Origin of the sequence: Mycobacterium sp. ST-F2 (assembly GCF_001905655.1) — a bacterium.
Classification (GTDB): Bacteria; Actinomycetota; Actinomycetes; order Mycobacteriales; family Mycobacteriaceae; genus Mycobacterium.
This window is the reverse complement of record NZ_JMHT01000003.1, coordinates 18,534-41,017: the sequence shown is the minus strand read 5'-3', so window position 1 is coordinate 41,017 and position 22,484 is coordinate 18,534. Positions and strand designations below refer to the sequence as shown.

Annotated in this window: 30 protein-coding genes and 2 pseudogenes; 16 read left to right on the top strand and 16 right to left on the bottom strand. The window is 65.1% G+C overall.

Features of this window, described 5'->3' with window-relative positions; genetic code table 11:
* Nucleotides 1–5 precede the first annotated feature (5 nt).
* A complete protein-coding gene (locus tag EB75_RS01110) occupies nucleotides 6–677 on the bottom strand; it encodes a PAS and ANTAR domain-containing protein (RefSeq protein WP_083611857.1) in 672 nt (223 codons plus the stop codon).
* 81 nt (nucleotides 678–758) lie between these two features.
* Between EB75_RS01110 and EB75_RS01105 the strand changes: the two genes are divergently transcribed.
* Nucleotides 759–1,727: a TIGR03557 family F420-dependent LLM class oxidoreductase gene (locus EB75_RS01105; RefSeq protein WP_073693646.1), complete on the top strand. Its 969-nt coding sequence runs from the start codon at nucleotides 759–761 to the stop codon at nucleotides 1,725–1,727.
* Here EB75_RS01105 and EB75_RS01100 read toward each other — a convergent pair.
* A complete protein-coding gene (locus EB75_RS01100; protein ID WP_073693645.1) occupies nucleotides 1,718–2,254 on the bottom strand; it encodes a Dps family protein in 537 nt (178 codons plus the stop codon). The genes EB75_RS01105 and EB75_RS01100 overlap by 10 nt on opposite strands.
* Before the next feature lie 73 nt (nucleotides 2,255–2,327).
* Here EB75_RS01100 and ctaD point away from each other — a divergent pair, with 73 nt between their 5' ends.
* A complete protein-coding gene (gene ctaD / locus EB75_RS01095; protein WP_073693644.1) occupies nucleotides 2,328–4,007 on the top strand; it encodes an aa3-type cytochrome oxidase subunit I in 1,680 nt (559 codons plus the stop codon).
* Nucleotides 4,008–4,010: 3 nt separating this feature from the next.
* On the opposite strand, the gene EB75_RS01090 is transcribed toward ctaD, so the two are convergent.
* The 5 genes and pseudogenes from EB75_RS01090 to EB75_RS01070 form a co-directional block, all read right to left on the bottom strand.
* A complete protein-coding gene (locus EB75_RS01090) occupies nucleotides 4,011–4,358 on the bottom strand; it encodes a low affinity iron permease family protein (protein WP_286150037.1) in 348 nt (115 codons plus the stop codon).
* A gap of 2 nt (nucleotides 4,359–4,360) precedes the next feature.
* Nucleotides 4,361–4,774 (bottom strand): low affinity iron permease family protein, encoded by a 414-nt coding sequence (locus tag EB75_RS01085; RefSeq protein ID WP_061000709.1) that lies wholly within the window; start codon nucleotides 4,772–4,774, stop codon nucleotides 4,361–4,363.
* A pseudogene (locus EB75_RS01080) lies at nucleotides 4,771–5,883 on the bottom strand (M42 family metallopeptidase). Before EB75_RS01080 ends, EB75_RS01085 begins: the two are co-directional and overlap by 4 nt.
* A 5-nt stretch (nucleotides 5,884–5,888) precedes the next feature.
* A complete protein-coding gene (locus tag EB75_RS01075; RefSeq protein ID WP_061000705.1) occupies nucleotides 5,889–6,449 on the bottom strand; it encodes a hemerythrin domain-containing protein in 561 nt (186 codons plus the stop codon).
* A gap of 75 nt (nucleotides 6,450–6,524) precedes the next feature.
* Nucleotides 6,525–7,544: pseudogene (locus EB75_RS01070) on the bottom strand (iron-containing redox enzyme family protein).
* Between the two features lie 254 nt (nucleotides 7,545–7,798).
* On the opposite strand from EB75_RS01070, the gene EB75_RS01065 reads away from it, so the two are divergent.
* Genes EB75_RS01065 through EB75_RS01050 form a run of 4 tightly spaced genes read left to right on the top strand, consistent with a single transcriptional unit; the run spans nucleotide 7,799 to nucleotide 9,981 of the window.
* Nucleotides 7,799–8,098, top strand: a complete 300-nt coding sequence (locus EB75_RS01065) for an isopeptide-forming domain-containing protein (protein ID WP_073693643.1) — start codon at nucleotides 7,799–7,801, stop codon at nucleotides 8,096–8,098.
* Nucleotides 8,099–8,151: 53 nt separating this feature from the next.
* Complete coding sequence (locus tag EB75_RS01060; RefSeq protein WP_073693642.1) at nucleotides 8,152–8,358, top strand: Rv3202a family protein; 207 nt, start codon at nucleotides 8,152–8,154, stop codon at nucleotides 8,356–8,358.
* A complete protein-coding gene (locus EB75_RS01055; protein WP_073693641.1) occupies nucleotides 8,351–9,196 on the top strand; it encodes an SDR family oxidoreductase in 846 nt (281 codons plus the stop codon). The genes EB75_RS01060 and EB75_RS01055 overlap by 8 nt, the downstream gene beginning before the upstream one ends.
* Before the next feature lie 35 nt (nucleotides 9,197–9,231).
* The gene (locus EB75_RS01050) at nucleotides 9,232–9,981 is read left to right on the top strand and encodes a DoxX family protein (RefSeq protein WP_073693640.1); all 750 of its coding nucleotides are present in this window, start codon (nucleotides 9,232–9,234) and stop codon (nucleotides 9,979–9,981) included.
* A gap of 30 nt (nucleotides 9,982–10,011) precedes the next feature.
* Here the strand turns inward: EB75_RS01050 and EB75_RS29150 are convergent, their stop codons facing one another.
* From EB75_RS29150 to EB75_RS01040, 3 genes are all read right to left on the bottom strand, one after another.
* Nucleotides 10,012–10,167 carry a DUF6131 family protein gene (locus EB75_RS29150; protein WP_168175958.1) on the bottom strand — a complete coding sequence of 52 codons (156 nt, stop codon included), beginning with the start codon at nucleotides 10,165–10,167 and terminating at the stop codon, nucleotides 10,012–10,014.
* 17 nt (nucleotides 10,168–10,184) lie between these two features.
* The gene (locus EB75_RS01045; protein ID WP_073693735.1) at nucleotides 10,185–10,403 is read right to left on the bottom strand and encodes a hypothetical protein; all 219 of its coding nucleotides are present in this window, start codon (nucleotides 10,401–10,403) and stop codon (nucleotides 10,185–10,187) included.
* A 93-nt stretch (nucleotides 10,404–10,496) separates the two neighbouring features.
* Nucleotides 10,497–11,048: a nucleotidyltransferase family protein gene (locus EB75_RS01040; RefSeq protein ID WP_073693639.1), complete on the bottom strand. Its 552-nt coding sequence runs from the start codon at nucleotides 11,046–11,048 to the stop codon at nucleotides 10,497–10,499.
* 55 nt (nucleotides 11,049–11,103) lie between these two features.
* Between EB75_RS01040 and EB75_RS01035 the strand changes: the two genes are divergently transcribed.
* The 3 genes from EB75_RS01035 (at nucleotide 11,104) to EB75_RS01025 (ending at nucleotide 12,902) form a co-directional block, all read left to right on the top strand.
* Nucleotides 11,104–11,868 carry an endonuclease/exonuclease/phosphatase family protein gene (locus EB75_RS01035; RefSeq protein WP_073693734.1) on the top strand — a complete coding sequence of 255 codons (765 nt, stop codon included), beginning with the start codon at nucleotides 11,104–11,106 and terminating at the stop codon, nucleotides 11,866–11,868.
* A gap of 123 nt (nucleotides 11,869–11,991) precedes the next feature.
* Nucleotides 11,992–12,669, top strand: a complete 678-nt coding sequence (locus EB75_RS01030) for a methyltransferase (RefSeq protein WP_073693638.1) — start codon at nucleotides 11,992–11,994, stop codon at nucleotides 12,667–12,669.
* A 17-nt stretch (nucleotides 12,670–12,686) separates the two neighbouring features.
* Nucleotides 12,687–12,902 (top strand): CDGSH iron-sulfur domain-containing protein, encoded by a 216-nt coding sequence (locus EB75_RS01025; protein ID WP_353651637.1) that lies wholly within the window; start codon nucleotides 12,687–12,689, stop codon nucleotides 12,900–12,902.
* Here EB75_RS01025 and EB75_RS01020 read toward each other — a convergent pair.
* Both EB75_RS01020 and EB75_RS01015 read right to left on the bottom strand, forming a co-directional pair.
* Nucleotides 12,884–13,618: a SigB/SigF/SigG family RNA polymerase sigma factor gene (locus tag EB75_RS01020; protein ID WP_286150042.1), complete on the bottom strand. Its 735-nt coding sequence runs from the start codon at nucleotides 13,616–13,618 to the stop codon at nucleotides 12,884–12,886. The genes EB75_RS01025 and EB75_RS01020 overlap by 19 nt on opposite strands.
* Before the next feature lie 431 nt (nucleotides 13,619–14,049).
* Entirely contained in the window at nucleotides 14,050–15,834 is a 1,785-nt protein-coding gene (locus EB75_RS01015; protein WP_073693733.1) for a thiamine pyrophosphate-requiring protein, read from the bottom strand.
* A 137-nt stretch (nucleotides 15,835–15,971) separates the two neighbouring features.
* On the opposite strand from EB75_RS01015, the gene EB75_RS01010 reads away from it, so the two are divergent.
* Genes EB75_RS01010 through EB75_RS01005 form a run of 3 tightly spaced genes read left to right on the top strand, consistent with a single transcriptional unit; the run spans nucleotide 15,972 to nucleotide 17,012 of the window.
* A complete protein-coding gene (locus EB75_RS01010; RefSeq protein ID WP_073693732.1) occupies nucleotides 15,972–16,343 on the top strand; it encodes a hypothetical protein in 372 nt (123 codons plus the stop codon).
* A gap of 17 nt (nucleotides 16,344–16,360) precedes the next feature.
* Nucleotides 16,361–16,501, top strand: coding sequence for a hypothetical protein (locus EB75_RS29145; protein ID WP_168175957.1), 141 nt, complete (start codon nucleotides 16,361–16,363; stop codon nucleotides 16,499–16,501).
* Entirely contained in the window at nucleotides 16,473–17,012 is a 540-nt protein-coding gene (locus tag EB75_RS01005; protein WP_073693635.1) for a DUF6328 family protein, read from the top strand. The genes EB75_RS29145 and EB75_RS01005 overlap by 29 nt, the downstream gene beginning before the upstream one ends.
* Nucleotides 17,013–17,069: 57 nt before the next feature.
* On the opposite strand, the gene mbp1 is transcribed toward EB75_RS01005, so the two are convergent.
* A complete protein-coding gene (gene mbp1, locus EB75_RS01000) occupies nucleotides 17,070–17,306 on the bottom strand; it encodes a microaggregate-binding protein 1 (protein ID WP_073693634.1) in 237 nt (78 codons plus the stop codon).
* A gap of 26 nt (nucleotides 17,307–17,332) precedes the next feature.
* Nucleotides 17,333–17,461 (bottom strand): hypothetical protein, encoded by a 129-nt coding sequence (locus EB75_RS29795; protein ID WP_286150036.1) that lies wholly within the window; start codon nucleotides 17,459–17,461, stop codon nucleotides 17,333–17,335.
* A gap of 139 nt (nucleotides 17,462–17,600) precedes the next feature.
* Between EB75_RS29795 and EB75_RS00990 the strand changes: the two genes are divergently transcribed.
* The 4 genes from EB75_RS00990 (at nucleotide 17,601) to EB75_RS00975 (ending at nucleotide 21,541) form a co-directional block, all read left to right on the top strand.
* Complete coding sequence (locus tag EB75_RS00990; RefSeq protein ID WP_083611851.1) at nucleotides 17,601–18,629, top strand: alpha/beta hydrolase; 1,029 nt, start codon at nucleotides 17,601–17,603, stop codon at nucleotides 18,627–18,629.
* Between the two features lie 79 nt (nucleotides 18,630–18,708).
* The gene (locus EB75_RS00985; protein ID WP_073693631.1) at nucleotides 18,709–20,817 is read left to right on the top strand and encodes a catalase; all 2,109 of its coding nucleotides are present in this window, start codon (nucleotides 18,709–18,711) and stop codon (nucleotides 20,815–20,817) included.
* Nucleotides 20,818–20,822: 5 nt separating this feature from the next.
* Nucleotides 20,823–21,116: a hypothetical protein gene (locus EB75_RS00980; protein ID WP_073693630.1), complete on the top strand. Its 294-nt coding sequence runs from the start codon at nucleotides 20,823–20,825 to the stop codon at nucleotides 21,114–21,116.
* Between the two features lie 11 nt (nucleotides 21,117–21,127).
* Nucleotides 21,128–21,541 (top strand): ChaB family protein, encoded by a 414-nt coding sequence (locus EB75_RS00975; protein ID WP_073693629.1) that lies wholly within the window; start codon nucleotides 21,128–21,130, stop codon nucleotides 21,539–21,541.
* Nucleotides 21,542–21,545: 4 nt separating this feature from the next.
* On the opposite strand, the gene EB75_RS00970 is transcribed toward EB75_RS00975, so the two are convergent.
* Together EB75_RS00970 and dtd are read right to left on the bottom strand one after the other, a co-directional pair.
* Complete coding sequence (locus tag EB75_RS00970; protein ID WP_073693628.1) at nucleotides 21,546–21,977, bottom strand: Rv2576c family protein; 432 nt, start codon at nucleotides 21,975–21,977, stop codon at nucleotides 21,546–21,548.
* 42 nt (nucleotides 21,978–22,019) lie between these two features.
* A complete protein-coding gene (gene dtd, locus EB75_RS00965) occupies nucleotides 22,020–22,460 on the bottom strand; it encodes a D-aminoacyl-tRNA deacylase (RefSeq protein ID WP_073693627.1) in 441 nt (146 codons plus the stop codon).
* Nucleotides 22,461–22,484: the final 24 nt, after the last annotated feature.

Genomic DNA, 22,484 nt, shown 5'->3' with positions numbered 1-22,484 from the left:
GATTGTCAAGCCTCGTCACCGTCGGGGGGACCGTCGACGAGCAACAGATGGTCGATCACCGTGACCGTCTCAGAGGCCAGGCCCTCGCGAATCACGGCCTCCAGCAGCCGGGTCGCGACAGTTCGGAGCTTCACCTGGGTGGCCTGCGAACGCCATTTCAGAATCTCGAAGGCACGATCGGCATCGATGCCGTAGGCCGCCATGAGGATGCCCTTGGCCTGATCAATCACCGCTCGCGACTCCACCACCGAGGCCATGGCCACGGTGAGATCGGACTGAATGCCGGCGGTGACGTCGATGTAGTAGCCCTTGGTACCGGTGACCGCACCGTCGTCGTCGGTCATCCGGTCACTGACCACCACGACCCAGTGAATCCTGCCCTCGGTATCGACGATGCGGTGCCGACTGCTGAACAATCCACCGGTCTGCACCCGCTCCAGAATCTCGGCGACTTTCGCCCGGTCGTCAGGATGCTTGTGGCTCAGCAACAACTCGGTGGTGGGCTCCACCTCCCCCAACGTGTAGCCGTGCATGCCGGCCACCTCGGCAGACCAGATCCACCGCTGCTCGGCGAGACTGAATTGAAAACTGCCGACATGTTGAGTAACGCCGCCGCTGAATACCGCGGCGACGTCCCAGGATTCGGAGTCGGCGATTTCGCCGTCAGGTTCACTCATGTCGTTGTGGGCGGCACTTAGCCGAGATGATCGTAACGCGCTCCGCGATTGTCTGCCCAACTTGCCGGGTACGAGTCCCACATGACGCATATCGGCTACTTCCTCTGCTGTGAACAGTTCGACCCGCACGACCTGATCGCTCAGGCCCGACGTGCCGAGGAAGCCGGCTTCCACGGCCTGTGGGTGTCAGACCATTTCCATCCGTGGCACGACGAACAAGGCCAGAGTCCTTTTGTCTGGGGCGTTCTGGGCGCGCTGTCCGAGGTGACGGCCTTGCCGGTGACCACGGCCGTCACCTGCCCGACGTTCCGGATGCATCCTGCGATCATCGCGCAAGCGGCCGCCACCGCCGCTGTTCAGCTGCGCGGCGGCTTCCGGCTGGGTGTGGGCAGCGGCGAAGCCCTCAACGAACACATCCTGGGCGACGCCTGGCCGTCGGCCGGAGAACGTCTGGACCGGCTCGCGGAGGCGGTGTCGCTCATCAGGACGCTGCACCGCGGCGAAGTGGTGAACCATGACGGGCGCTACTACCGCGTCCAGGACGCGCGCATCTACACCCTCCCGGAGTACCGCATACCGATCTACATATCGGGGTTCGGCCCGCAGGCAACCCGGCTGGCCGGGCGGATCGGCGACGGGTACTGCATCACCATGCCCGACGCCGACCTGGTGGCGCTCTTCCGCGAGGCCGGCGGCGGGCGTAGGCCAGTACAGGCCGGGATGAAGGTGTGTTGGGATCTGGACGCGAAGTTCGCGGCCGACACGGCGCACCGCCTGTGGGCCACCGACCAGCTACCCGGACAACTCAATCAGATTCTGCCCCGCCCAACGGATTTCGCCTCCGCCGCGAGCCTGGTGGCGCGTGAAGCCGTGACGGATGCGATCGTGTGCGGACCCGACATCGACGCCCACGTCGCACAGGTGCGTAAGTACGTCGATGCCGGTGTCGACGAGATCTACGTCCAGCAGATCGGCCCCGACATGGACGGGTTCTTCGATGCCTGGGAGCGCGACGTACTGCCGGAATTCCAGGAGTCGGCCTACGCCTGAGCCGCCGCCTGGCGCTCGGTGTGCGCGCCGCCGGTGACCAACTCGCCCCCGGCGGATTCCAGGTGGGCACGGACGAACCACTGGAACTTCTCCAGTTCGGCGACCTGACCGATCAGCATGTCCTGAGTGACCAGATCGAGCTCGTCGAGTTCTTCGATGGCCTTGCGCGCGTCCTTGATGACGCCGTCATAGACCAGGTCGAGTGCCGCGAGGTGCGCTTGCGCGGTGTCGCGGCCGATCGAGTAGTCGTCCCAGGTGCGATGTTTGAGAATCGCCCCCGGCGTACCGTCGGGCGACGCGCCGAGCGCCGCGATGCGCTCGGCGGTTTGATCCGCGTAACCCCGCACCAGCTCGACCTGCGGATCGATCATCTCGTGCACGCCAATGAAATTGGGCCCCACGACATTCCAATGCACGTGCTTGAGCGTCAGATGCAAGTCGTTGTACGTGCTCAGTTGAATTTGCAACAGCTCTCGGATCCGGCTGCTCTGCTCTTCGGAAAGCCCTGGAATGGTGAATTCGCTCATTGGTTGCCTCTACCCCTACGGCATCGCGGGCAAACACCGTTTAGGACCAGTGCGCCCCGGGTACCGCCCCGGGGTGACTGCTGTCGAAGTGCCGTTGACGCCGCAGCGGCCGTTCCCGGCGCGCCGCAAGAGTTTGGGCGCTGTCCTGTACGGACTCGTCAGCACGACCGACCACAAGGTGATCGGCCAGATGTACCTGGCGGCGTCGTTCGCGTTCTTCTTCAGCGCCGGGATCATGGCTTTGCTGATGCGCACCGAGCTTGCCATGCCCGGCCTGCAGTTCCTGTCCAACGAGCAGTACAACCAGCTGTTCACCGTGCACGGCACCTTGATGCTGCTGCTGTACGCGACCCCTGTGGTCTTCGGTTTCGCGAATCTGGTGCTGCCCTTGCAGATCGGCGCACCGGACGTCGCCTTCCCCCGGCTCAACGCGCTGTCGTTCTGGCTGTTCCTGTTCGGCGGACTGGTGGTGCTGGCCGGATTCGTCGTACCCGGCGGCGCAGCGGATTTCGGGTGGACGGGCTATACCCCGCTGTCCGACGCCATCCGCTCGCCGGGGTCCGGTGGGGACCTGTGGGCGGTGGGCCTGATCGTCTCGGGCCTCGGCACCATCCTCGGTGCGGTCAACATGATCACCACGGTGGTCTGCATGCGCTGCCCCGGGATGACCATGTTCCGCATGCCCATCTTCACCTGGAACATCGTCGCCACCGGCGTGCTGATCCTGCTTGCCTTCCCGATCCTGACCGCGGCCCTGTTCGGTCTGCTCGCACAGCGCCACCTGGGCGCGCACATCTACGACGCGGCCAACGGCGGCGCGATCCTGTGGCAACACCTGTTCTGGTTCTTCGGCCACCCCGAGGTCTACATCGTGGCGCTGCCGTTCTTCGGCATCGTCACCGAGATCATCCCGGTGTTCTCCCGTAAGCCAATATTCGGTTACACCACACTGGTTTACGCCACGTGGGCCATCACCGTGCTGTCGGTCGCGGTGTGGGCGCACCACATGTTCGCCACGGGTGCCGTGCTGCTGCCGTTCTTCTCGTTCATGACGTTCCTGATCGCGGTCCCGACCGGTATCAAATTCTGGAATTGGATCGGCACCATGTGGAAGGGGCAGTTGACGTTCGAGACGCCGATGCTGTTCTCGGTGGGCTTCCTCGTCACCTTCCTGTTGGGTGGACTTTCGGGTGTCCTGTTGGCCAGCCCGCCGCTCGATTTCCACGTCACGGACTCGTATTTCGTTGTGGCGCACTTCCATTACGTGCTGTTCGGCACCATCGTGTTCGCCACGTACGCCGGCATGTACTTCTGGTTCCCGAAGATGACGGGCCGTCTGCTCGACGAGCGCCTGGGCAAGCTGCACTTCTGGCTGACCTTCATCGGCTTCCACACCACGTTCCTCGTGCAGCACTGGCTGGGCGATGCGGGCATGCCGCGCCGCTACGCCGACTACCTGCCCGGCGACGGCTTCGACACCCTCAATCTGGTCTCCACCATCGGGTCGTTCATCCTGGCGCTGTCGGTGCTCCCGTTCGTCTGGAACGTGTTCAAGAGCTGGCGCTACGGCGAGCCCGTCGTCGTCGACGACCCGTGGGGCCACGGCAACTCACTCGAGTGGGCCACGACCTGCCCGCCACCGCGGCACAACTTCACCGAGCTGCCCCGAATCCGTTCGGAACGGCCGGCTTTCGAACTGCATTACCCACACATGACCGAACGGATGCGCACCGAGTCGCATGTGGGCCGTTGACCATCAGTGGTGCAGGCGGTCGTGCAATTTCTCTTGTTCGGCGGTGTCCCGGCGTTCGGCGTCGATGACGTCGTCGCGGGCTGTCGACGAGGTGACGATGAGTTCATCGAGCTTGAGCAGTATCGCGCCGGTCTGACGGTTGGTGGTGTGCTGAATGACGAAGAGCATCACCAGGGCAACCAGCGCGTTGGTGGCATAGACGGCGGTTTGCCACCAGGGCGGGAAGCGTGTGACGATGCCGGCCAGCAGGGCTGCGGCGACCGCCACGAAAACAGCGACGCTGATGCGCAGCGAACCGGCCCAACCGATGATGGCGTCCATCGCCCGGGCACCCGGTTTGACGGCGTTCATGGTCAGCCGGTGCTTTCCCGTTCTTCGAGTCCGACGGCCTCCCGCAGTTCTTTCTCGTCGTCGCGGATGCCGTCGTTCTCATCGCCCTGGTGGTGCATCAAATCTGCCAGTGCGTCGGCGATGGCGTTGAGTTTGTGCTGAATCGCGTCATCGGAACGCCTCTGGGTGTTCTGCAGCAGAGCGACCAACAGGAACGTGATGATCGTCGTGATCGTGTTGATGACCAGCTGCCAGGTATCGACGGTCATGAGGGCGAAAGTCGGCGCCCACACGATCACCAGCAGCACGCACGCCAGGAAGAACCAGGCCCGGGAAACGATTTCGGCCGTGGTGGTGGCGAACCGGTCGAACATGGACACTTTGTCGGACACGCCGGACGGCATCACGTCCGGGTCGGGATTTTCGGAGACGGTCATGACGCGTCCTTTCGTGGTGCAGCCCTGTTTACCCGGGACGTGCCCTCGGCAAACGGCACCGGCTGCATCAGGAACTCCACCAACACGTCTGACATCGCACCGATGCCATCGCGCGGCACCACCTCGTACCCGTGAGTGCTCAGCGTGGGCAGGCACAGCAACCCGGCCGCGGCCGTGTGCCCGTTCGACTTGGCATGCGACGCATCGGATTCGAACGCGCCCAGGACCGCCGGCTGCGGATCGGTGCCCAACTCGGTCGCCACGTCCACCAGCCGGTCCGCGACGCCCTTGTCGTAGACGCACTGCGCGTCGCTGTAGCCGACGATGGGCCCACCTGTGACGGTGGTGCCGTACTCGGCTTCGGTCGGGCCGACCTCGAGTGCCAGGGTCAACTCACCAGGCAGGGCCCGGCTGGCGTACGAGCCACCGAGGCCGCCGACCTCCTCACTGACCGTGCACACGAAATACACGTCCTGGGGCGGTCTTTCCGGCCGTTGGCGCAACTCGCGCGCGGCAGACAGGAGCACCACCAGCAGTGCTCTGTCATCCATGAAATAGGACCCGAGATAGTCATCGATCTCGACGAGTTCCCGCTTGCTTCGGTGCACGCACACGCGAGCGCCGGGACGGATGCCGGCTTCGGCCAACTGGTCCGGTGTGCGGCCCGTGAACACGTACACATCCGACCAGTTCAGCGCCCGGTCACCACCGTCGGGTTTGGTCTGCCAGATCTGCGGACTTTCCTGGGTGGTGTGTTCGGATCCCACTGTGAGGACACCTCATACGTGTTCCCGGTCACCAAGCATCAGCACGGGTCCGAGGCCGAAGTTCGCGGGGTACATCGTGCCCAGCGGAGTCAACCGCACTCTGCCGTCCGGCTGAATTCGCTTGACGAGCATCGACAGTTCGTCCATGTGAGCCATCACGCGGATGGGCGAGTGCTCCTCGTCGCGCGCCGACGAGGACACCCGCCCCACCACGTTGCCGGCCTTGTCGACCCAGGCGCTGTCGACCACCGGCGCCAGCTCGCGCAGGCAGATCTCACGGACGGCGTCCTCCTGGCCACAGGGTCCGTACGCCCACAACAGTTCCTGCAGCAGCTGGATCATCGGACTCAGCGGACGCTCGAGATCACGTCCCGCACACGGTCGAGCATCGCGGCGAACGGTCCGACGATGAGGTTCGCGGCCGGGGACTCCACGCCGGGATGTGGCCGGGTCGGCGCGACTGCCTCCGCGAGTTTGGCGATCTCGCCCATACGCTCGAGCTCCTGCTGCGACAGCTCGGTTCCGAGCTTGGCGAACTCCTCCGCCTCCTCGTGCTCGGCGTGCGCGATCACGGCGTCGCGGAGTTTCGTCAGCTTGCCGGTGAACTCCTTGCTGTCGACGTCGAGCGACTCCAGTTCGGCGAGTAGCTTTTTCGCCTCGTGCTCCTCTTCCAGCCTGGCATCGACGACCTTCTCGCCACCGGGCAGCTTCTGCTTCGCCCGCGGGTGCACGATCTCCTCCTCGGCGGTTTCGTGCACCGCGAGGAGCCGGCGCAGATCCCGGAACGACCTCGCTCTCTCGTCGCCGGCCAGCACCAGGGTCTCGGTGAACAGTGACTTGATCTGCTCGTGCTGATCAGTGAGGAGATCGATCACATCAGACGGGGATTTGAGGGCGTGTGAAGCCATATTTCCTCCTGTGAGAACGTCAGACGCGCTCGGGCCGTGAGCGCGTCCCTCACCGATTACCCGGTGCGCCGGCGGTCAAACGGGCCAGTGCTGCAGCGACGGGCACCCTGCCGCCCAGCTGGACAGCATGTGATCGGCGAGCCGTCCCTCGATCGCGTCGAAGGCGCGAATACCGAAAACGATGTCCCGTTCCAGGCCGGGCTCGCGCGACACCAGGTCTGCCACGACGTCCTTGCGGACCACTTGTTCGTGAACCGCGTCGGCCTCGACGTGTTCCCGATAGAAGTCGACGCAGGGTCGCGGAGCGCCAAGTCTCTTGAGGCCCTTGACTATTCGGTGCGATCCCGGCGAGGAGGTCAGTTCGGTTGCGGCGAAATGCCCGACGGCCGCGCCACGCAGGTGGCGGTGCAGACCGAACATCGACATGAGATTCACCGCGGCCAGGGTGCTGCCCGTCGCATTGCCGAGGTAGTGCAAATAGTCGCTGCGCAGACCCGCGGCATCGAGCAGATCGGCGAACAGCCGCTGGTGCATGGACGCGTACCCGCCACGGCCGCCGTATTCGTCGTATTCCACCGCCACGAACGCGGCTTTCGCCCGACCGGTCAGCCGCGGAATGATCCACGACTGCGGGTCGGCTTCCTTGAGGTGGTACAGCGAGCGATGCACGAACTACTCCTGCATCTGCGGCCACGTCGCCTGATCTTGTAGATAGACAGACAGACTCGAATCATCGACAGGCTCGGTGTCGCAGCGAGCCAGCTCGGCGTGCGCCGTGCTGTCCGGACTGATGGGGCCGACGAGCTCTCTCACGGCGGCCAGGAACCGCTCCTCGATGCGATGACGAACATCGAGGAGGGCGGGGTTCCATTCCCACTTTTCGTCGGTGCCGGCGAAGCCGCGGTAGTGCAGTTCGTAGCAGACATACAGCGCCAACTGCAGGTCGAGGCCAAAGGGGTCGGCATTCGCGAGCGGCAACTGTATCCGCGCCAGATACTGTGTGGGCAGGCGCTCGCCCAGCAGTCCGATGACGACACTGGACACGGGACCGCGGGGGTCCGGTAGCAAAGGCTGAACAAGTTCTTCTGTGCACATGAGACCTCCCCGATACCCGCAGGTGTGGCCCGCTAAACCCGGTTTGCGCCGCGGCTCACGTGTACCGATGCCCGCGTACTGGATGCTCTGGGCGCACAACAGTTTTGGGATGACGTGCTGGCCAGCGGCGGGCTTGTACCTGCCGGACCCCGCACATCCCGAGCTCAAATCGGTGCGAGTCGCCGCACAGCGGGTGTAGAACCGCCCTGCACCGGGCATTAGAACGTCGAGGACTGATCCCCAGGAGGCATTCCATGAAAGACCCCGTCGACCATGCTCGCACCACCCGGCCGCATGCCGGCGAATCGTTCAAGGACGGCACGAATGCTCCGGGCCTGGTGGCTGTTGCGCTCGCGGTGGCCACCCTGGTTGTGAGCCTGTACTTCTTCGCCGGCGGCCAACCCGGTACCGGCGGCGTGACCCTGGTGATCGCGGCCGTGCTGGCCGTCGGAGGTGGCGCCTGGCTCTTCGTCCGGCACCGCCGCATCCGCCAACGCGAACTCGAATTCCTCCAGGCTCACCCCGGTGAGCCGCGGACCCCACCGACGAGCTGACTGCGGACGCACCGCGGCGTTTTCCGGCGTGCGGGGCGGGTATCCGCTCTGACATGACACCAGAACAGTTTCCGGACGCTGTCCCCGACGCCGATGCCGCCGAACAGTCACGCGACGTTCGCGAACAGGTACCCGACGACGAGGCCGCCGTCACCGGCCGCGACAACCCGCCCCCGGAGGCCGCGCCGCACGACTGGTTGGAGCAGACCGCGGACGTCGAAATCGACGCCGACGAAGACGATTTCGGACGCGATGCCTGATATGGACACCCCGATCCCCTATCCCGGGCACACCGCCGACATGGCAGAACAGCCGCACGACGAGATGCGCGATTACGTCGGCCGCGGGCTGCTGACAGGTCGCCGGGCCCTCATCACCGGCGGTGACTCCGGCATCGGACGCGCGGTGGCCGCGGCGTTCGCCAAGGAGGGTGCAGACGTCGCCATCGCCTACCTCGAGGAGCACGACGATGCGATCCACACCGCGAGCATCGTGGGCGCGGCCGGCCAGACGTGCGCGCTGTTCCCCGGTGATCTCGGCGAGCCCGCGCATTGCCGAGAGGTGGTGGCGCGCACCCTCGCCGAACTCGGCGGGCTCGACATCGTCGTCAACAACGCCGCATACCAGGCGCCTGCAGAGGAACTCACCGATATCACCGACGAGCAGTGGCGACGGACGTTCGCCGTGAACATCGACAGTTACTTCCAGGTGACCAAGGCCGCCTTGGCTCATCTCCCCGACGGCGCCGCAATCATCAACACGGCGTCGGTGAACGGGCTGCGCGGCAATGCGTCGCTGATCGACTATTCGGCCACGAAGGGCGCCGTCATCGCGTTCACCTATGCGCTGGCCCAGTCCCTGGCCAAACGCCACATCCGGGTGAACTGTGTTGCCCCCGGACCGGTCTGGACGCCGCTCATCCCGGCCACCATGCCGCAGAACAAGGTCGAGTCCTTCGGCGGCAACGCGCCGTTCGAGCGGCCGGCCCAGCCGGACGAGATCGCGCCGTCGTACGTCTTCTTCGCCGCCAACCAACTGTCGTCGTATTACAGCGGTGAGGTGCTGGCGCCCCTCGGCGGCGAGACGATGCCGGGGTGATGTTTGGGTCAGTGCTGCACGGGAATCCCTGCCCCATGATCATTCGTAGGATCGCCCGTCCGCTTCTGGCCACCGCGTTCATCGGACAGGGCGTCGAAACCTTGTTGAACACCGACTCCGGCGCTGAGGCCGTACGCCCCGCGCTCGACGGGCTGAAGGACATGCCGGATCCCGTGGCCCGCAACGTGCCCGCCAACGCGGTCGCCGTGGCGCAAGCGACTGCGGCTGCCCAGGTCGCCGGTGGGCTGTTGCTGGCCACCGGCCGCATTCCGCGCGTGGCCTCGGCAGTGCTCGCGGCGACGGTGATTCCCGCAAACCTGGGTAACCACATGTTCTGGACCGAGGACGACCCCGATGCCAAAGCCGCCAAACGCCGGGGGTTCCTGGCTGACGTCAGCCTGCTCGGCGGTCTGATCCTCGCCTCGGCGGACACCGCCGGAAAGCCATCGCTCGGCTGGCGGGGACGGCGGGCCGCTCAGCGGGCGGCCGAGGCTCTCTCGTCGACCGTGCCGTCCCGGACAGAAGTCGCGCTCGAGCACGGCCGTGAACTCGCCGGCGTCGCGCGCGAGAAGCTGGAAGGCGGGCTGGAGAAGGCCGCCCCGTATGCGGAATCCGCCTACCGGAAAGCCAGCGCACGCGCCTCGGAGTTGGCCGACACCGTGGGAGACGGCTTGGAAAAGGCCGCTCCCTATGCGGAATCCGCGTACCGGAAAGCCAGCGCACGCGCCTCGGAGTTGGCCGACACTGCGCGAGAGCAGGCAAAGAAGGCGAAAGCCCGGGCCTGAGGCCCGGGCTTTCGCCCCTCACGCGTCGCGTCAATACCAGTAACGACGTCCGGCAACGGCATGGCCGCCCGCCCCGAGGATCCAGAACACCGCGCCCACCACGACGAGCACGATGCCCAGGACCCACAGCAGATACACGTTGAAGACGAAGCCCAGGATGAGCAGGACTACTCCCAAAGCAATCATGATGATGTTTCCTTATCTCACGCGGTTGCCCGCATCGAACTTGGTTGTGGCAGTCGGCAATCGACGACCTTCGGATTGACCCCGGCGTAGTTCAACGGCCCGGCTATCACGGTCAGCGCGATACGCCCTGCCGAGCCGCAGCTGGTGTCGCCGCCGCGGAAATAGTCGCGTTGCCAGGCCGCCAGTACGCCGACCAGCAGCCAGACCACCACGATGACGCCCACGCTTCCTCGCAACATGGCTCCTCCTACATAGACCACCCTGGTCTCATTGAAAGAAGTACCCATGGGCGCGTGATGGCAAACTAACGCGCAAGAAAAACGCCGCCGTCAGCGGTTTTCCAGCCCGAGGCGCGCCGCCAGCTCGAGAAAGGCCATGGCGAAGTCATTGCCGGCTGCGGCCTCCCGAATGCGCGGCCAGTCGAGTTGCTCGCGGACCGCACGCACTGCGGGCAGCAGCATGGCGAAGTCGCAATGATGTTCTCCAAGGGTCAGCAGCTTCTGGAGGACGACAGTGTCGGGAGGCAGCACCGGCATCGAGATTGCCAGCACATCGCGCACCACCGCCGCAGCCAGCAAGCCGGAGTCCGCGGGCGCCCCGTTGACGCGGTGCAGCACGTCGACGACAGCGCGGTCACGGTGCGCTTTGAACAGCCAGTCCTCGGGCGGCCGTTCGATGTCAAATCCGTTCTGCGCCAGAATCTCCACTGCCGACTCTGTGTCCTGCTCGGGAACGACGAAATCGACATCGTGATCGGGCTCCGGTGCGCCGTGGACCCACAGGGCGTAGCTGCCGGCAAGGGCGAAACTCTGATTGTTCGCCTTGAAAGCGCATGCCGCGGCGCGCAGTGCCTCGCGCAGAGTCGCGCGGTCAGGGAGCATGACAAACCCCGCAATCAAAGCGGGCCAACGGGGGTAACGCTCCGGCATGACTTCGATGCGACTCGCGACCTTCAACATCCTGCACGGCCGCACCGTCGGGGACGGCGTCCATCTCGACAGACTTCGGCGCAGTATCAGCGCCCTCGACCCGGACATCCTGGCGCTGCAGGAAGTGGATTTCGATCAATCGCGTTCGGGCCGAGCGGATCTGACCGCCATCGCGGCCGATGTGATGAACGCGGTCTCGCACCGGTTCGTCGCTGCCATCACCGGAACGCCCGGCGCCACCTGGATCGCCGCCACCGGTGAAGAACAGCCCGAATCGGCGGCGTACGGCATCTCGCTGCTCTCGCGCTATCCGGCGACCAGCTGGCAGGTACTGCGGCTGCCCCGGATACCGGTGCGGTTTCCGATGTATCTGCCGGTCCCCGGAAAGGTGATGATCGTGCACGAGGAACCTCGGGCTGCTGTCCTCGCGCGGTTGGATACCCCGTTGGGCGCCATGACCATCGCCGGCACCCATCTGTCGTTCGTCCCCGGCTGGAATCGGCATCAACTGCGGCGGCTGGCCCGCGCGGTCCGTGCCCTGCCGGGGCCGCACGTGATCGCCGGCGACTTGAACATGTCGGCGCGCCCGGCAGGGCGCTGGTCGGGCATGCGTCCACTGGCCTGTGCCGACACCTTCCCTGCGGAGGCACCGGGTCAGCAGCTGGACCACCTTCTCACCGATGATCGGCAGCTGGCCGCAGTCCGCCACGCAACCCCAGAGGTGGAACTCTCGGATCACCGTCCTTTGGTTGTCACCGTGACCCGGCATTGACGGTTCGTACCCTTTCCGGCCGGCGTCAAAACCGTCCACGTCGTGCGGCGTTACCGATTCGACGCGTTTGCCCGTGCCACATAGCGGTTATATCGCCAGGGATTGAACCAGAGAGGAAGCCCGATGCTGAGCTCCGACATCTCACCTGAGTGCGCGACTGTCTATCTGCCGCAACATGATTCGCGACTGCTGATCGAGACCATGCACCGCTGCTGTCACCCGGCGGGGATGCGCGTCGCAGACCTGTGCACCGGCAGCGGGGTGGCAGCGATTGCTGCGTCTGATGCCGGCGCAGACAGTGTGGTCGCCTTCGATACGTCGCCCGCCGCCATCGCGGCGGCCCGTGCCAATGCCCGACTCGCCTGTTGCCCGATCGATGCGCGGCTCGGTTCCTGGTCGACGGCCCTGGAACTCGAGCCGTTCGACCTGGTGCTGTGTAACCCGCCGTACGTGCCGGAGCCCGCGAACCGCGAGCCGGTGATCGTCGGCGCCGGTGGTCCGCCAATGTCCTTCAACGCCGGTCCCGATGGCCGACTGATACTCGATCCGCTCTGCGCCGCAATGCCATCGCTGCTCAAGACCGGCGGCACGGCACTCATCGTCCAGTCAGAGTTCGCCGACGTCTCGACCAGCGTCACGGCGTTGCGTCACGGCGGCCTCGCGGTCAGTGTGGTGGCGCGCAGAACCATCGCATTCGGGCCTGTGATGAGCGCTCGCGCAGGCTGGTTGGAGGAGACCGGTCGCTTGATGCCCGGACGACGCGCAGAAGAACTGGTCGCCATCAAGGCGGTGAAGCCGTGAGTCCCGCCCGGAGAACCGTGCGAATCGTGCCCCGCGGCCCGATGTTGATCCAAGGCCCCGTCGAGGTCGAACTCGACGACGGCAGACTCTTCTGTTCGGACCGGTTCGTGGTGGCCATCTGTTGCTGCCAGCGCAGCAAAACCTATCCGTGGTGCGACACCAGCCATCGGCGGCAGACCCGCTCTGCCGCCGACAGCCCGCACCCCTGCGACGATCAGGCGCACCCCACCTGAGTTCGCAACTCCCGCAAAGTGCGGTCCAGTATCCGTGAGACATGCATCTGCGAGACCCCGATCGAATCGGCGATCTGCCGCTGCGTCATGGCCCCGAAGTACCGGAGATAGAGCACCTTCTGCTCCCGTTGCGGCAGCGCAGCCAGCAGCGACCGCACCGATTCGCGATCGGTGACGCGGTCGAAACCGGCATCCATATCACCGAGTGAGTCCCCGAGCACTTGAGCACGCGAGTCATCATCGGTGACGTTCACGTCCAGCGATTGTGGTTGATAGGCCTTGGCTGCCACGATGCTCTCCACCACCTCACCACGGTCGAGGTCCAACTCCTCGGCCAGCTCCTCGATGGTAGGCGCCCTCTTCAGGTCATTCGTCAAATATGCTGTGGCACAGGCAATATCATGTTGCCGATCGCGAATTCTCCTGGGCACGTGCACTTTCCAACCGTAATCGCGAAAGTATCGGCGCAGCTCCCCCATCATCGTCGGAAGCGCATACGCGACAAACCTCGATCCTCGGGTCGGATCGAATCTGTTCACCGCCTGCAGCAGACCGACCCGGGCCACCTGGGTCAGATCCTCGAGATTCTCACCTCGGCGGTCGAAATGCCGTGCCACCCGGTCGGCCAGTGGGCAGCACCGCAGCACGATGGGCTCGAGCTGACGGGCATAGGCGGCCGAATCGGGCGGTAATTGACGTAACACCGCAACCATCATGACCACGTCTGCGTATTCATCCGACGCTGCCGGGCCGGCCTCCGCAGACGCGTCCACGCCAGGGAGATCGTTTTCTACCAAAGAAATTGACATGCGAAACCCTCCAGGGGTTCACAGCACGCAGGAGGCCACCGAGCTACGGCATAGACAATTACGAGGACACGGTGAATCAGTGACGTGCTGACTTCCGCCTTGCAGGCGGAATGGCAATCTGCCGAAGTCGACTATGACCGCAATCGGCGAATCCCGGGAATTGAGGCCCCGCTCTGGACCGAATTCGCGCGCCGAGCAAGCAGTCCTCGACTATTGCCGCTTTTGTTTAAGCGGCCACGCTGTAACAGCGTCGTGCATCTCACACTACACGCCACGACACTTCACGACCAGCGCAATGGCGACATGTGTTTGCGAAGCCCGCTTGCAGCACCAACCCTTCAGCCCGGAATGTACTCCTGTGCTTTTGTTTTCATCCCCTGGTACACCAGATGCCAGCCACCCGGGTCACCTTTGAGAATTGCCGCGGTCATATCCTTGATCTGCTCGTAGGTGGCATGCGGCGGGATGGGCGGCACTTCGGGATCACACCGGATGTCCAGCACCACCGGATGGTCGGCGGCCAGCGCCCGGTCCCAGGCCTCACCGATCCGGTCGGGTTGGTCGACCGCGATACCCTCCAGACCCATGGCACACGCGATCTCGGCATACGAAACGTCGGGAAGCGACTGCGACGGTGGGAATTTCGGCGCTCCGCCCATTGCCCTGAGCTCCCATGTGACCTGATTGAGATCACCGTTGTGGAAGACGCACACCACCAGTCGGGGATCCGACCACTGCGACTGGTAGCGCTTGATGGTCAGCAGCTCCGCCATCCCGTTCATCTGCATCGCACCGTCGCCCACCAGCGCGACCACGGGCCGGTCCGGGTGCACGAACTTCGCCCCGATCGCATACGGCACCCCGGGGCCCATCGTGGCGAGCGTGCCGGACAGCGAGCCACGCATACCCTCACGGAACTTCAGGCACCGCGCATACCAGTTGGTGGACGAACCCGAGTCCGCGGTCACGATGGCGTTCGGCGGGATGCGCCGCGACAGCTCCCACGCGATCCGCATCGGATTCACGGGTCGAGCGGACAACATGCACTGGCGTTCGACGGACTCCCACCACCGAGAGATGTTGTGCTCGATGGTGTCTCGCCACCTCCGGTCCGGTTTCGCCACCACCAGCGGCAGCAGCGCGACCAGCGCCGCACTCGCGTCGGCGACGATGTTGACCTCGGTGGGGTAACGCATCCCGATCGCGGTCCCGTCGATGTCGATCTGGATGGCCCGGGCCTGGCCGAACTTCGGTAGGAACTGGCTGTATGGGAAGTTCGATCCGATGATCAGCAGCGTGTCGCAGTCGCGCATCATCTCGTAGCTGGGCCGCGAGCCCAGCAGCCCGATGGACCCGGTGACATACGGCAGATCGTCGGGCAGCACGTCCTTGCCCAACAGCGCCTTGGCCACTCCGGCGCCCGTCCTGTCCGCGAGTTCCCGCACCTGATCGGCAGCACCACGGGCGCCCTGGCCGACCAGAATCGCCACGCGCGCACCGGCATTGAGTACGTCGGCCGCCTGGCGGATCAGCTCGTTCTGCGGGTACACCGCGGGCGGTACGTACTGCGGATCGCTCGAGGGCACCTGCTTGAACTCATGCTCGGGCGCCTCGTAGGGCTGCTCCTGCACGTCGGACGGGATCACCAGGGCCGTGGGGGCACGCCTGGCCAGTGCGATGCGGATCGCCCGATCGAGCGCGTTGGGCAACTGGTTGGCGACGTTGACCTCGACCAGATACTCGCCGGCGACATCCTTGTAGAGGCTCTGCAGGTCGACTTCCTGCTGATAGCTGCCGCCCATCGCGCTACGGGCCGTCTGCCCCACGATCGCCACCACGGGCACGCGATCGAGCTTGGCGTCGTACAGCCCGTTCAGTAGGTGGATGGCACCCGGACCGGATGTCGCCATGCACACACCGACCGCGCCACCGAACTTGGCGTAACCCGTGGCGGCGAACGCGGCCATCTCCTCATGGCGAGTTTGAATGAATTGCGGCTCGTCCTCACTCCGGCCGAACGCCGCGATGATTCCGTTGATGCCATCACCCGGATAGGCGAACACATGACGAACGTGCCATTGCCTCAGCCGCTCCAGCAGATAGTCCCCAACGGTCGTCGTCATATCGCCTCCAGAAGTGATCTCGGCATGTGCCGCGGTGCTGGCGACGTACCCGATGCGCACAGGGCGAAACGCGCGTTTGGGCGCCCAGCCACCGGGTACGACAAGCAGTACATGCCGAACACCACCGGGAGGTGCCGATGTCCGAGGTCCAGGCCGGAGCGATCGCGCAACACGACGCAGACGCGCAACAAACCGGAAGCGGGCGACGCACCATCGTCAACTGGGTGCTCGCCGCCCTCACCGTGCCGGGCGCCTTCGCCATCATCCTGTATCAGTACGCCCAGGTCCTGGCGACCGCGGGCTGTTCCGAGCGCACCTGCGCCAAGCTGGGCCCGAGCCCATTCGTTTTCGGGCTGATCGAGTACGGAGCGCCCGTGGTTGCCGTCGTGGCCATTGCGCTGTCGTTCGTGACGGCGCGCAAACGCTCCGGCATCGTCGTACCTCTGGTCGCCTGGGCGCTACTGATCACCGGGTTCGTCATCCTGACGTTCACCTTCGAAACTCCTTGAGAGGCAAGGCGCCAGAAATGACCGCCAGCCCGCAGATCGACGTCGTCGCTCCCGCCGACATCACGGAGGGTTCGGGACCTGACGATCGCATCGCTGTCGCCGGTACCGAAAAAGTTCGCCGCAAGAGTGATGTGTCCGGTGACAGGCGTGCAGGGTGACGAGGGACCATCCGACCAGCGATGGGACCGGATGGCCCGTCACGAAACCCAGATCGAGCGGCTGGACCGGAACTGGTCGAGTCTGTTGCAGGAACTCCGGGTGGCACAAACCGGTGTGCAGCTGCTCACCGGCTTCCTGCTGACATTGCCTTTCCAACAACGATTCAGCGCGCTGGACACCCAGAACCGCACCGTCTATCTGGCGACTGTCGCTTTCTCGGTCGCATCGACGATTCTGCTGATCGCGCCAGTTGGCATGCACCGCATCCTGTTTCGACAACGACGCATGTCGCTCATCGTCGCCGCAGCACACCGCTGCGCCTTTTTCGGCCTTCTTCTGCTCGGCATAGCCCTGACCGGCGTCACGGAATTGATCTTCGGGACCGTCGCCGGGCAACTGGCGGGCTGGGTCGCCGGCGGCATCGGCCTGGCCGGCTTCACGACATTCTGGGTGTTGGTGCCCCTGGTGATGCAGAACACCGGACGCAGCGATACTGCTCGCGCACAATAGTTTTCGACAAGGAACAGCCCGACCTCCCCCACGGTTGAGGAGGTCGGGCTGCTCGAGCTACTGATTCTGTTGTTGGCGCTTCTCTGCGGCCTTCGCTCCGGCACGGGCCGACTCGGCCTGCGCCTCTCGCTTGGCTGCGTCACGCTCGGCCTCGGCCTTGTCCTGCTGGGCCTGGCCCTCACGGACCAGGTCATCCCGGCCGACGACGCTGCCTGCCGCTTCCTTCAGCTTCCCCTTGACACCTTCGACGGTGCCCTTGATGCCCTCTTCAGGGCCACTCTTGTTCTCTCCCACTGTGTTTCTCCTCTATTTATTAGAATTCAGATCCGCTGCGCCAGCAGTGCTTTTCCTTGCTCCGCGCCCTTGCGGCTTTCCTTCTGCGCCCTCTTGAACAGATCGATGAGTTCGGTGTCGCCTTGGCGCTCGGCGTCCGCGCAGTAGCGTTCCATATTCCTCCAAACATGCTTGATTCCGATTGCACAATCCGGCACTACCGACATACCTGCTCTGCGCCGATCGGAAACCTTCTCTGGCGCAACGTTTGACCAAATTTTGCCGCGGGTATTTCAGTGCCAGGAGTTGATCACAATGCGAAATACCCGGAATGGCCAGGGAGTACGACGAGGACGCCGCAAGGGCGTCCGGCACCGCCATCGTCGACGCAGCCCACAGTCTGTGGCCATCGACGCCGCCTGCCGGGTATTGGTGAAGAACGCCGTCCGCATGTGGGCGCTGCAACCGAATCTGCACTGGCCCTTCACATTTATCGACCAGGTCGCCGCGCTCGCTCCGCTGCCGCGTTCGGCGAGGGTCAGTCGCGTGCGCCTACCGGCCTGTCCGGCCGAATTGATCGGTACCGCCGGCTCATCCGCCCGCCGGGCCATTCTCTACCTGCACGGCGGCGCGTTCCTGACCTGCGGCCTCAATACGCATCGATCACTCGCCGCACAACTGTCCCGCAGTGCCGACGCCGAAGTGCTGAACGTCGGCTACCGCATGTTGCCCGATCACGGGCTGTCAGCTGCGCTGTCCGATGCGGCGGACGGACTCCGGTGGCTGCTGCGCCGCGGATACCGGTGGTCCGACATCGTGGTGGCCGGAGATTCCGCCGGCGGATACCTGGCGCTGCAGACGGCCGCCGAACTGCTACGGCAAGGTCACCCACCCACCGCCGGAGTGGCGGCCATCTCGCCGTTGACGACGCTCAACCCCCGCGACAAATCCCCGGGACGCAAGGACCGGTGCGCGATGTTCACGGCCCGCGCGATGACGTCGTTCATGCGCTACGTCGCCGCGCACGGCGAGAAGAACCCGTCCGGGCATCCCATCGCCTCACCCGTCGACGCGGATCTGCGCCGGATGCCGCCGGTGACGATCCATGTCAGCAGCGACGAGTTCCTCCGGCACGACGCGGAGCTCATGTACGAGCGGCTGACCGACGCCGGCGCCCAGTGCGATCTTCATATGTGGGACGGGCAGATTCACGATTTCCCGCTCGCTGCCGCCATCCTGCCCGAAGGCCGGCGGGCCATCGGCTACATCGGCGACTTCATCAAGAACGTCACCCCCGCCTCGCAGCAGGACGTAGCCGCATCCGAGTACCCGACAGCGCTCTGAATGCGGCCCGGTGTACCCCGCGTTTGTCGGCGAGCGCGGCGGGTACCCCTCACCGAGAGTCCCCAGGAGAGGAACCACGGTGAACGACACATCGAATCAGAAGCAGGAGCAACTCGCCGCAGCGCGGATCGACAACGGCGCCGGTTACCTGACCACCCAGCAAGGGGTGCGAGTTCCTCACACCGACGACGCACTCACCGCGGGTGAGCGCGGTCCGACGCTGCTGGAAGACTTTCATGCGCGCGAAAAGATCACCCACTTCGACCACGAACGCATCCCCGAGCGGGTGGTCCACGCCCGCGGCGCGGGTGGCTACGGGTTTTTCGAGCCGTATGACGATTCCCTGGCCGACTTCACCACGGCAAAATTCCTGACCACACCGGGCCGACGCACACCGGTGTTCGTCCGCTTCTCCACCGTCGCGGGGTCCCGCGGCTCCGCCGACACGGTGCGGGACGTGCGCGGCTTCGCCACCAAGTTCTACACCGAAGAAGGCAACTACGACCTCGTCGGCAACAACTTTCCCGTCTTCTTCATCCAGGACGGCATCAAGTTTCCCGACTTCGTGCACGCGGTGAAACCAGAGCCGCACAATGAGATTCCACAGGCGGCCTCGGCCCACAACACGCTGTGGGACTTCGTGTCGCTGCAGCCGGAGACCCTCCACGCGATCATGTGGTTGATGTCCGATCGGGCCCTGCCGCGCAGTTACCGGATGATGGAAGGGTTCGGGGTACACACCTTCCGCCTGGTGAACGCCAATGGCGACGGGGTGTTCGTGAAGTTCCACTGGAAGCCGAAACTCGGTGTGCATTCCCTACTTTGGGAGGAATGCCAGCAGATCGCCGGTAAAGATCCGGACTTCAATCGCCGCGACCTCTGGGAAGCCATCGCAGCCGGGCAATTCCCCGAATGGGAGCTGGGTGTTCAGCTGATCCCCGAGTCTGATGAGTTCGCCTTCCCGTTCGATCTGCTCGACTCGACCAAACTTGTTCCAGAGGAACGTGTTCCGGTCATCCCCGTCGGCCGGATGGTACTCGACCGCAACCCCGACAACTTCTTCGCCGAGACCGAGCAGGTCGCTTTTCACACCGCAAATCTGGTGCCGGGCATCGACTTCACCAACGATCCGTTGCTGCAGTTCCGCAACTTCTCGTACCTCGACACCCAGCTGATCCGGCTGGGTGGGCCGAATTTCGCGCAGCTACCGATCAACCGGCCCGTCGCGGAAGTCACCAACAATCAGCGCGACGGCTACGGCCAGCACACCATCCCTGTGGGCACGACGAGTTACCTCAAGAACAACCTCGGCGGTGGCTGTCCCGCACTCACCGACGAGAACGCCTTCCGGCACTACACCGAACGCGTCGACGGCCACAAGATCCGCAGCCGCGCAGAGAGTTTCAAGGACCACTACAGCCAGCCCCGGATGTTCTGGCTCAGTATGTCGACCGCCGAGCAGGATCATATCGTCGCCGCGTTCTCGTTCGAACTCGGCAAGGTCGGACCCGAGACCGGCATCCGGCCACGAGTCATCGCACAGCTCAACATGATCGACCACGAACTCGCCGAGCGGGTCGCCGCCAAGCTCGGGTTACTGGCGCCGGATGAGGTCGCCGTCCCCGACCGGGTGGCCTCGTCGCCGGCGCTGTCGCAGATGAACACCGCGACCAACTCCATCGTCAGCCGCCGGATCGCCGTCCTGGCGGGCGACGGAGTCGACCTGCGGGGCACCGAGCGCACCGCCGCGGCGCTGCGAGAACTCGGCGCGCGGGTCGACATCGTCAGCCTCATCGGTGGTGGAGCCGTCACGACCGACACCGGCCAGGAACTCGCGGTGGATCTCGGCCTCAACACCACCTCGTCGTCGCTCTACGATGCCGTGCTGATCCCCGGAGCGCTGGACTCCGTTGAGCAACTTGCACAAGACGGTTCGGCGATCCACTTCGTCGGCGAGGCCTACAAGCATCTCAAACCGATTGCCGCGTTCGGCGCAGGCATCGGCCTGCTCCGCGCCGCGGGCATCAATCCCGAATCGGCCGGCCTGTCCGAAACGCGCACGGACAGAGGCGTTGTCACGACGACATCGCACGGCGGCTCGCTCGACGAGCTGTTCATCGAGGCCTTCATCGACACGATCCAGCGGCATCGGACGTGGAACCGTGAGACCGAAGCGGTGCCGGCCTGACGTCCATGCCACGCCACCCGCACTCCGAGCCGGATGACGATCACATGCTCACCCCGAGCGAGTCCACCGACTCCGATGAACTACACAACCGCGACGGTGATCAAACCGTCGAACCGCCCGAAGACTGGTATGGCGCAGATCAATTCGGGCTGACCGAAGACGAGGCAGAAGAGGGTGAATCCCTCGACGACAAGCTGGCGGCCGAGGAGCCGGATGTGCTCGGTGGCCCGGTGGCACCGGAAGCCGAGCAAGACGCCTCGTTCTTCCCCGTCGTGGACAACGATTCCGACACCAATTGAGGAGGATCACGATGCCGAAGACCACCAAGAAGGGGCAGGCCAAGAAGAGCGAGCTGCCCAGCACACTGCAGAAGTCGAGTCCCAAGGCGCAACGCACCTTCGCGAAAGCGCACGACTCGGCCGCCGAGGAATACGGCGAAGGTGAACGCGCCCACCGGGTCGCGTACTCAGCGCTGAAGCACAGCTACGAGAAGGTCGGCGACCACTGGGAGAAGAAAGACCACAAAGGGCCGTCGGACGAGCGGGCTCGCAGCGGCGGCCCCAACGCCCGCGGCAAGTCCGCCGAGGGCGTCGACACCCAGGCCACGAAGAAACATCTCATGGACGTCGCGCGCCGGCTGGACATCCGGGGCCGCTCCACCATGAACAAAGCTGAACTGGTGCAGGCCATCGAAAAGGCCAACCGGCGGGCCAGCCGCCGCTAGCGAACTACCACTGACCGAGCTGGCACTGCACGTTGTACGGCGCGCTCTGGTGCGCTGCCGACTGCCCGTCGACCGCGATGTCGCATGTCGAATCCGGGGCGGCCTGGCCACCGTGCGTGGTGCTGCTGACTGTGAAGATGGCCCACTGCGGGTCGGCGAGCGTCGTCGTGAACACCCACGGGGCGTCCGGCCCGACGGTCACCGTCTCACGCTTGAGGTAGGCGTAGGCGTCGGCGTTGTACGCGGCCTTGTTGGCCGGCTGATTGACCAGGTAGAGCAGGTCGAAGGTCGCGGGCCCGCCCACCGACAGCGTGTACCGGACCTCATGGCCGGCCGGGGCGGCGGACGCCACGGGCGCCATCAGCCCAGCGGCTGCCACTGCTGCCGCGCCACACACCACTGACAACTTGACTGTCGCTTTACGCATGCCGGTCATATCGACTGACGGTACCGGACTGTTACACCTGCATCAGACGTATCACCCCGCCTGCAGTTCGAGCATCACGGTTACCGGGCCGTCGTTGATCAGTTCGACGTGCATATGGGCGCCGAACCGGCCGCTCGCGACCTCGGCGCCCAGCGCCCGCAGCGCCGCCGCGAACTCCTCGACCAACGGCTCGGCCACCGGACCGGGCGCCGCGGCGTTCCAGGACGGCCGGCGCCCCTTGGCGGTGTCGGCATAGAGGGTGAACTGACTGATCACGAGGATCGGGGCGGCGACATCGGCGGCACTGAGTTCGTCGTCGAGGATGCGCAGCCGCCACACCTTGTCGGCCATCTTGCGCGCCACCGCGGCATCATCGGTGTGGGTGAGCCCGACGAGCGCCACCAGGCCTTGAGGATTCGGGGTGATCTCGCCGACTGTCTGCCCATCGACCGTCACCCGCGCCGACGTCACCCGTTGCACCAGTACCCGCACGTTCGCAGATGTTGCCACAGCTGT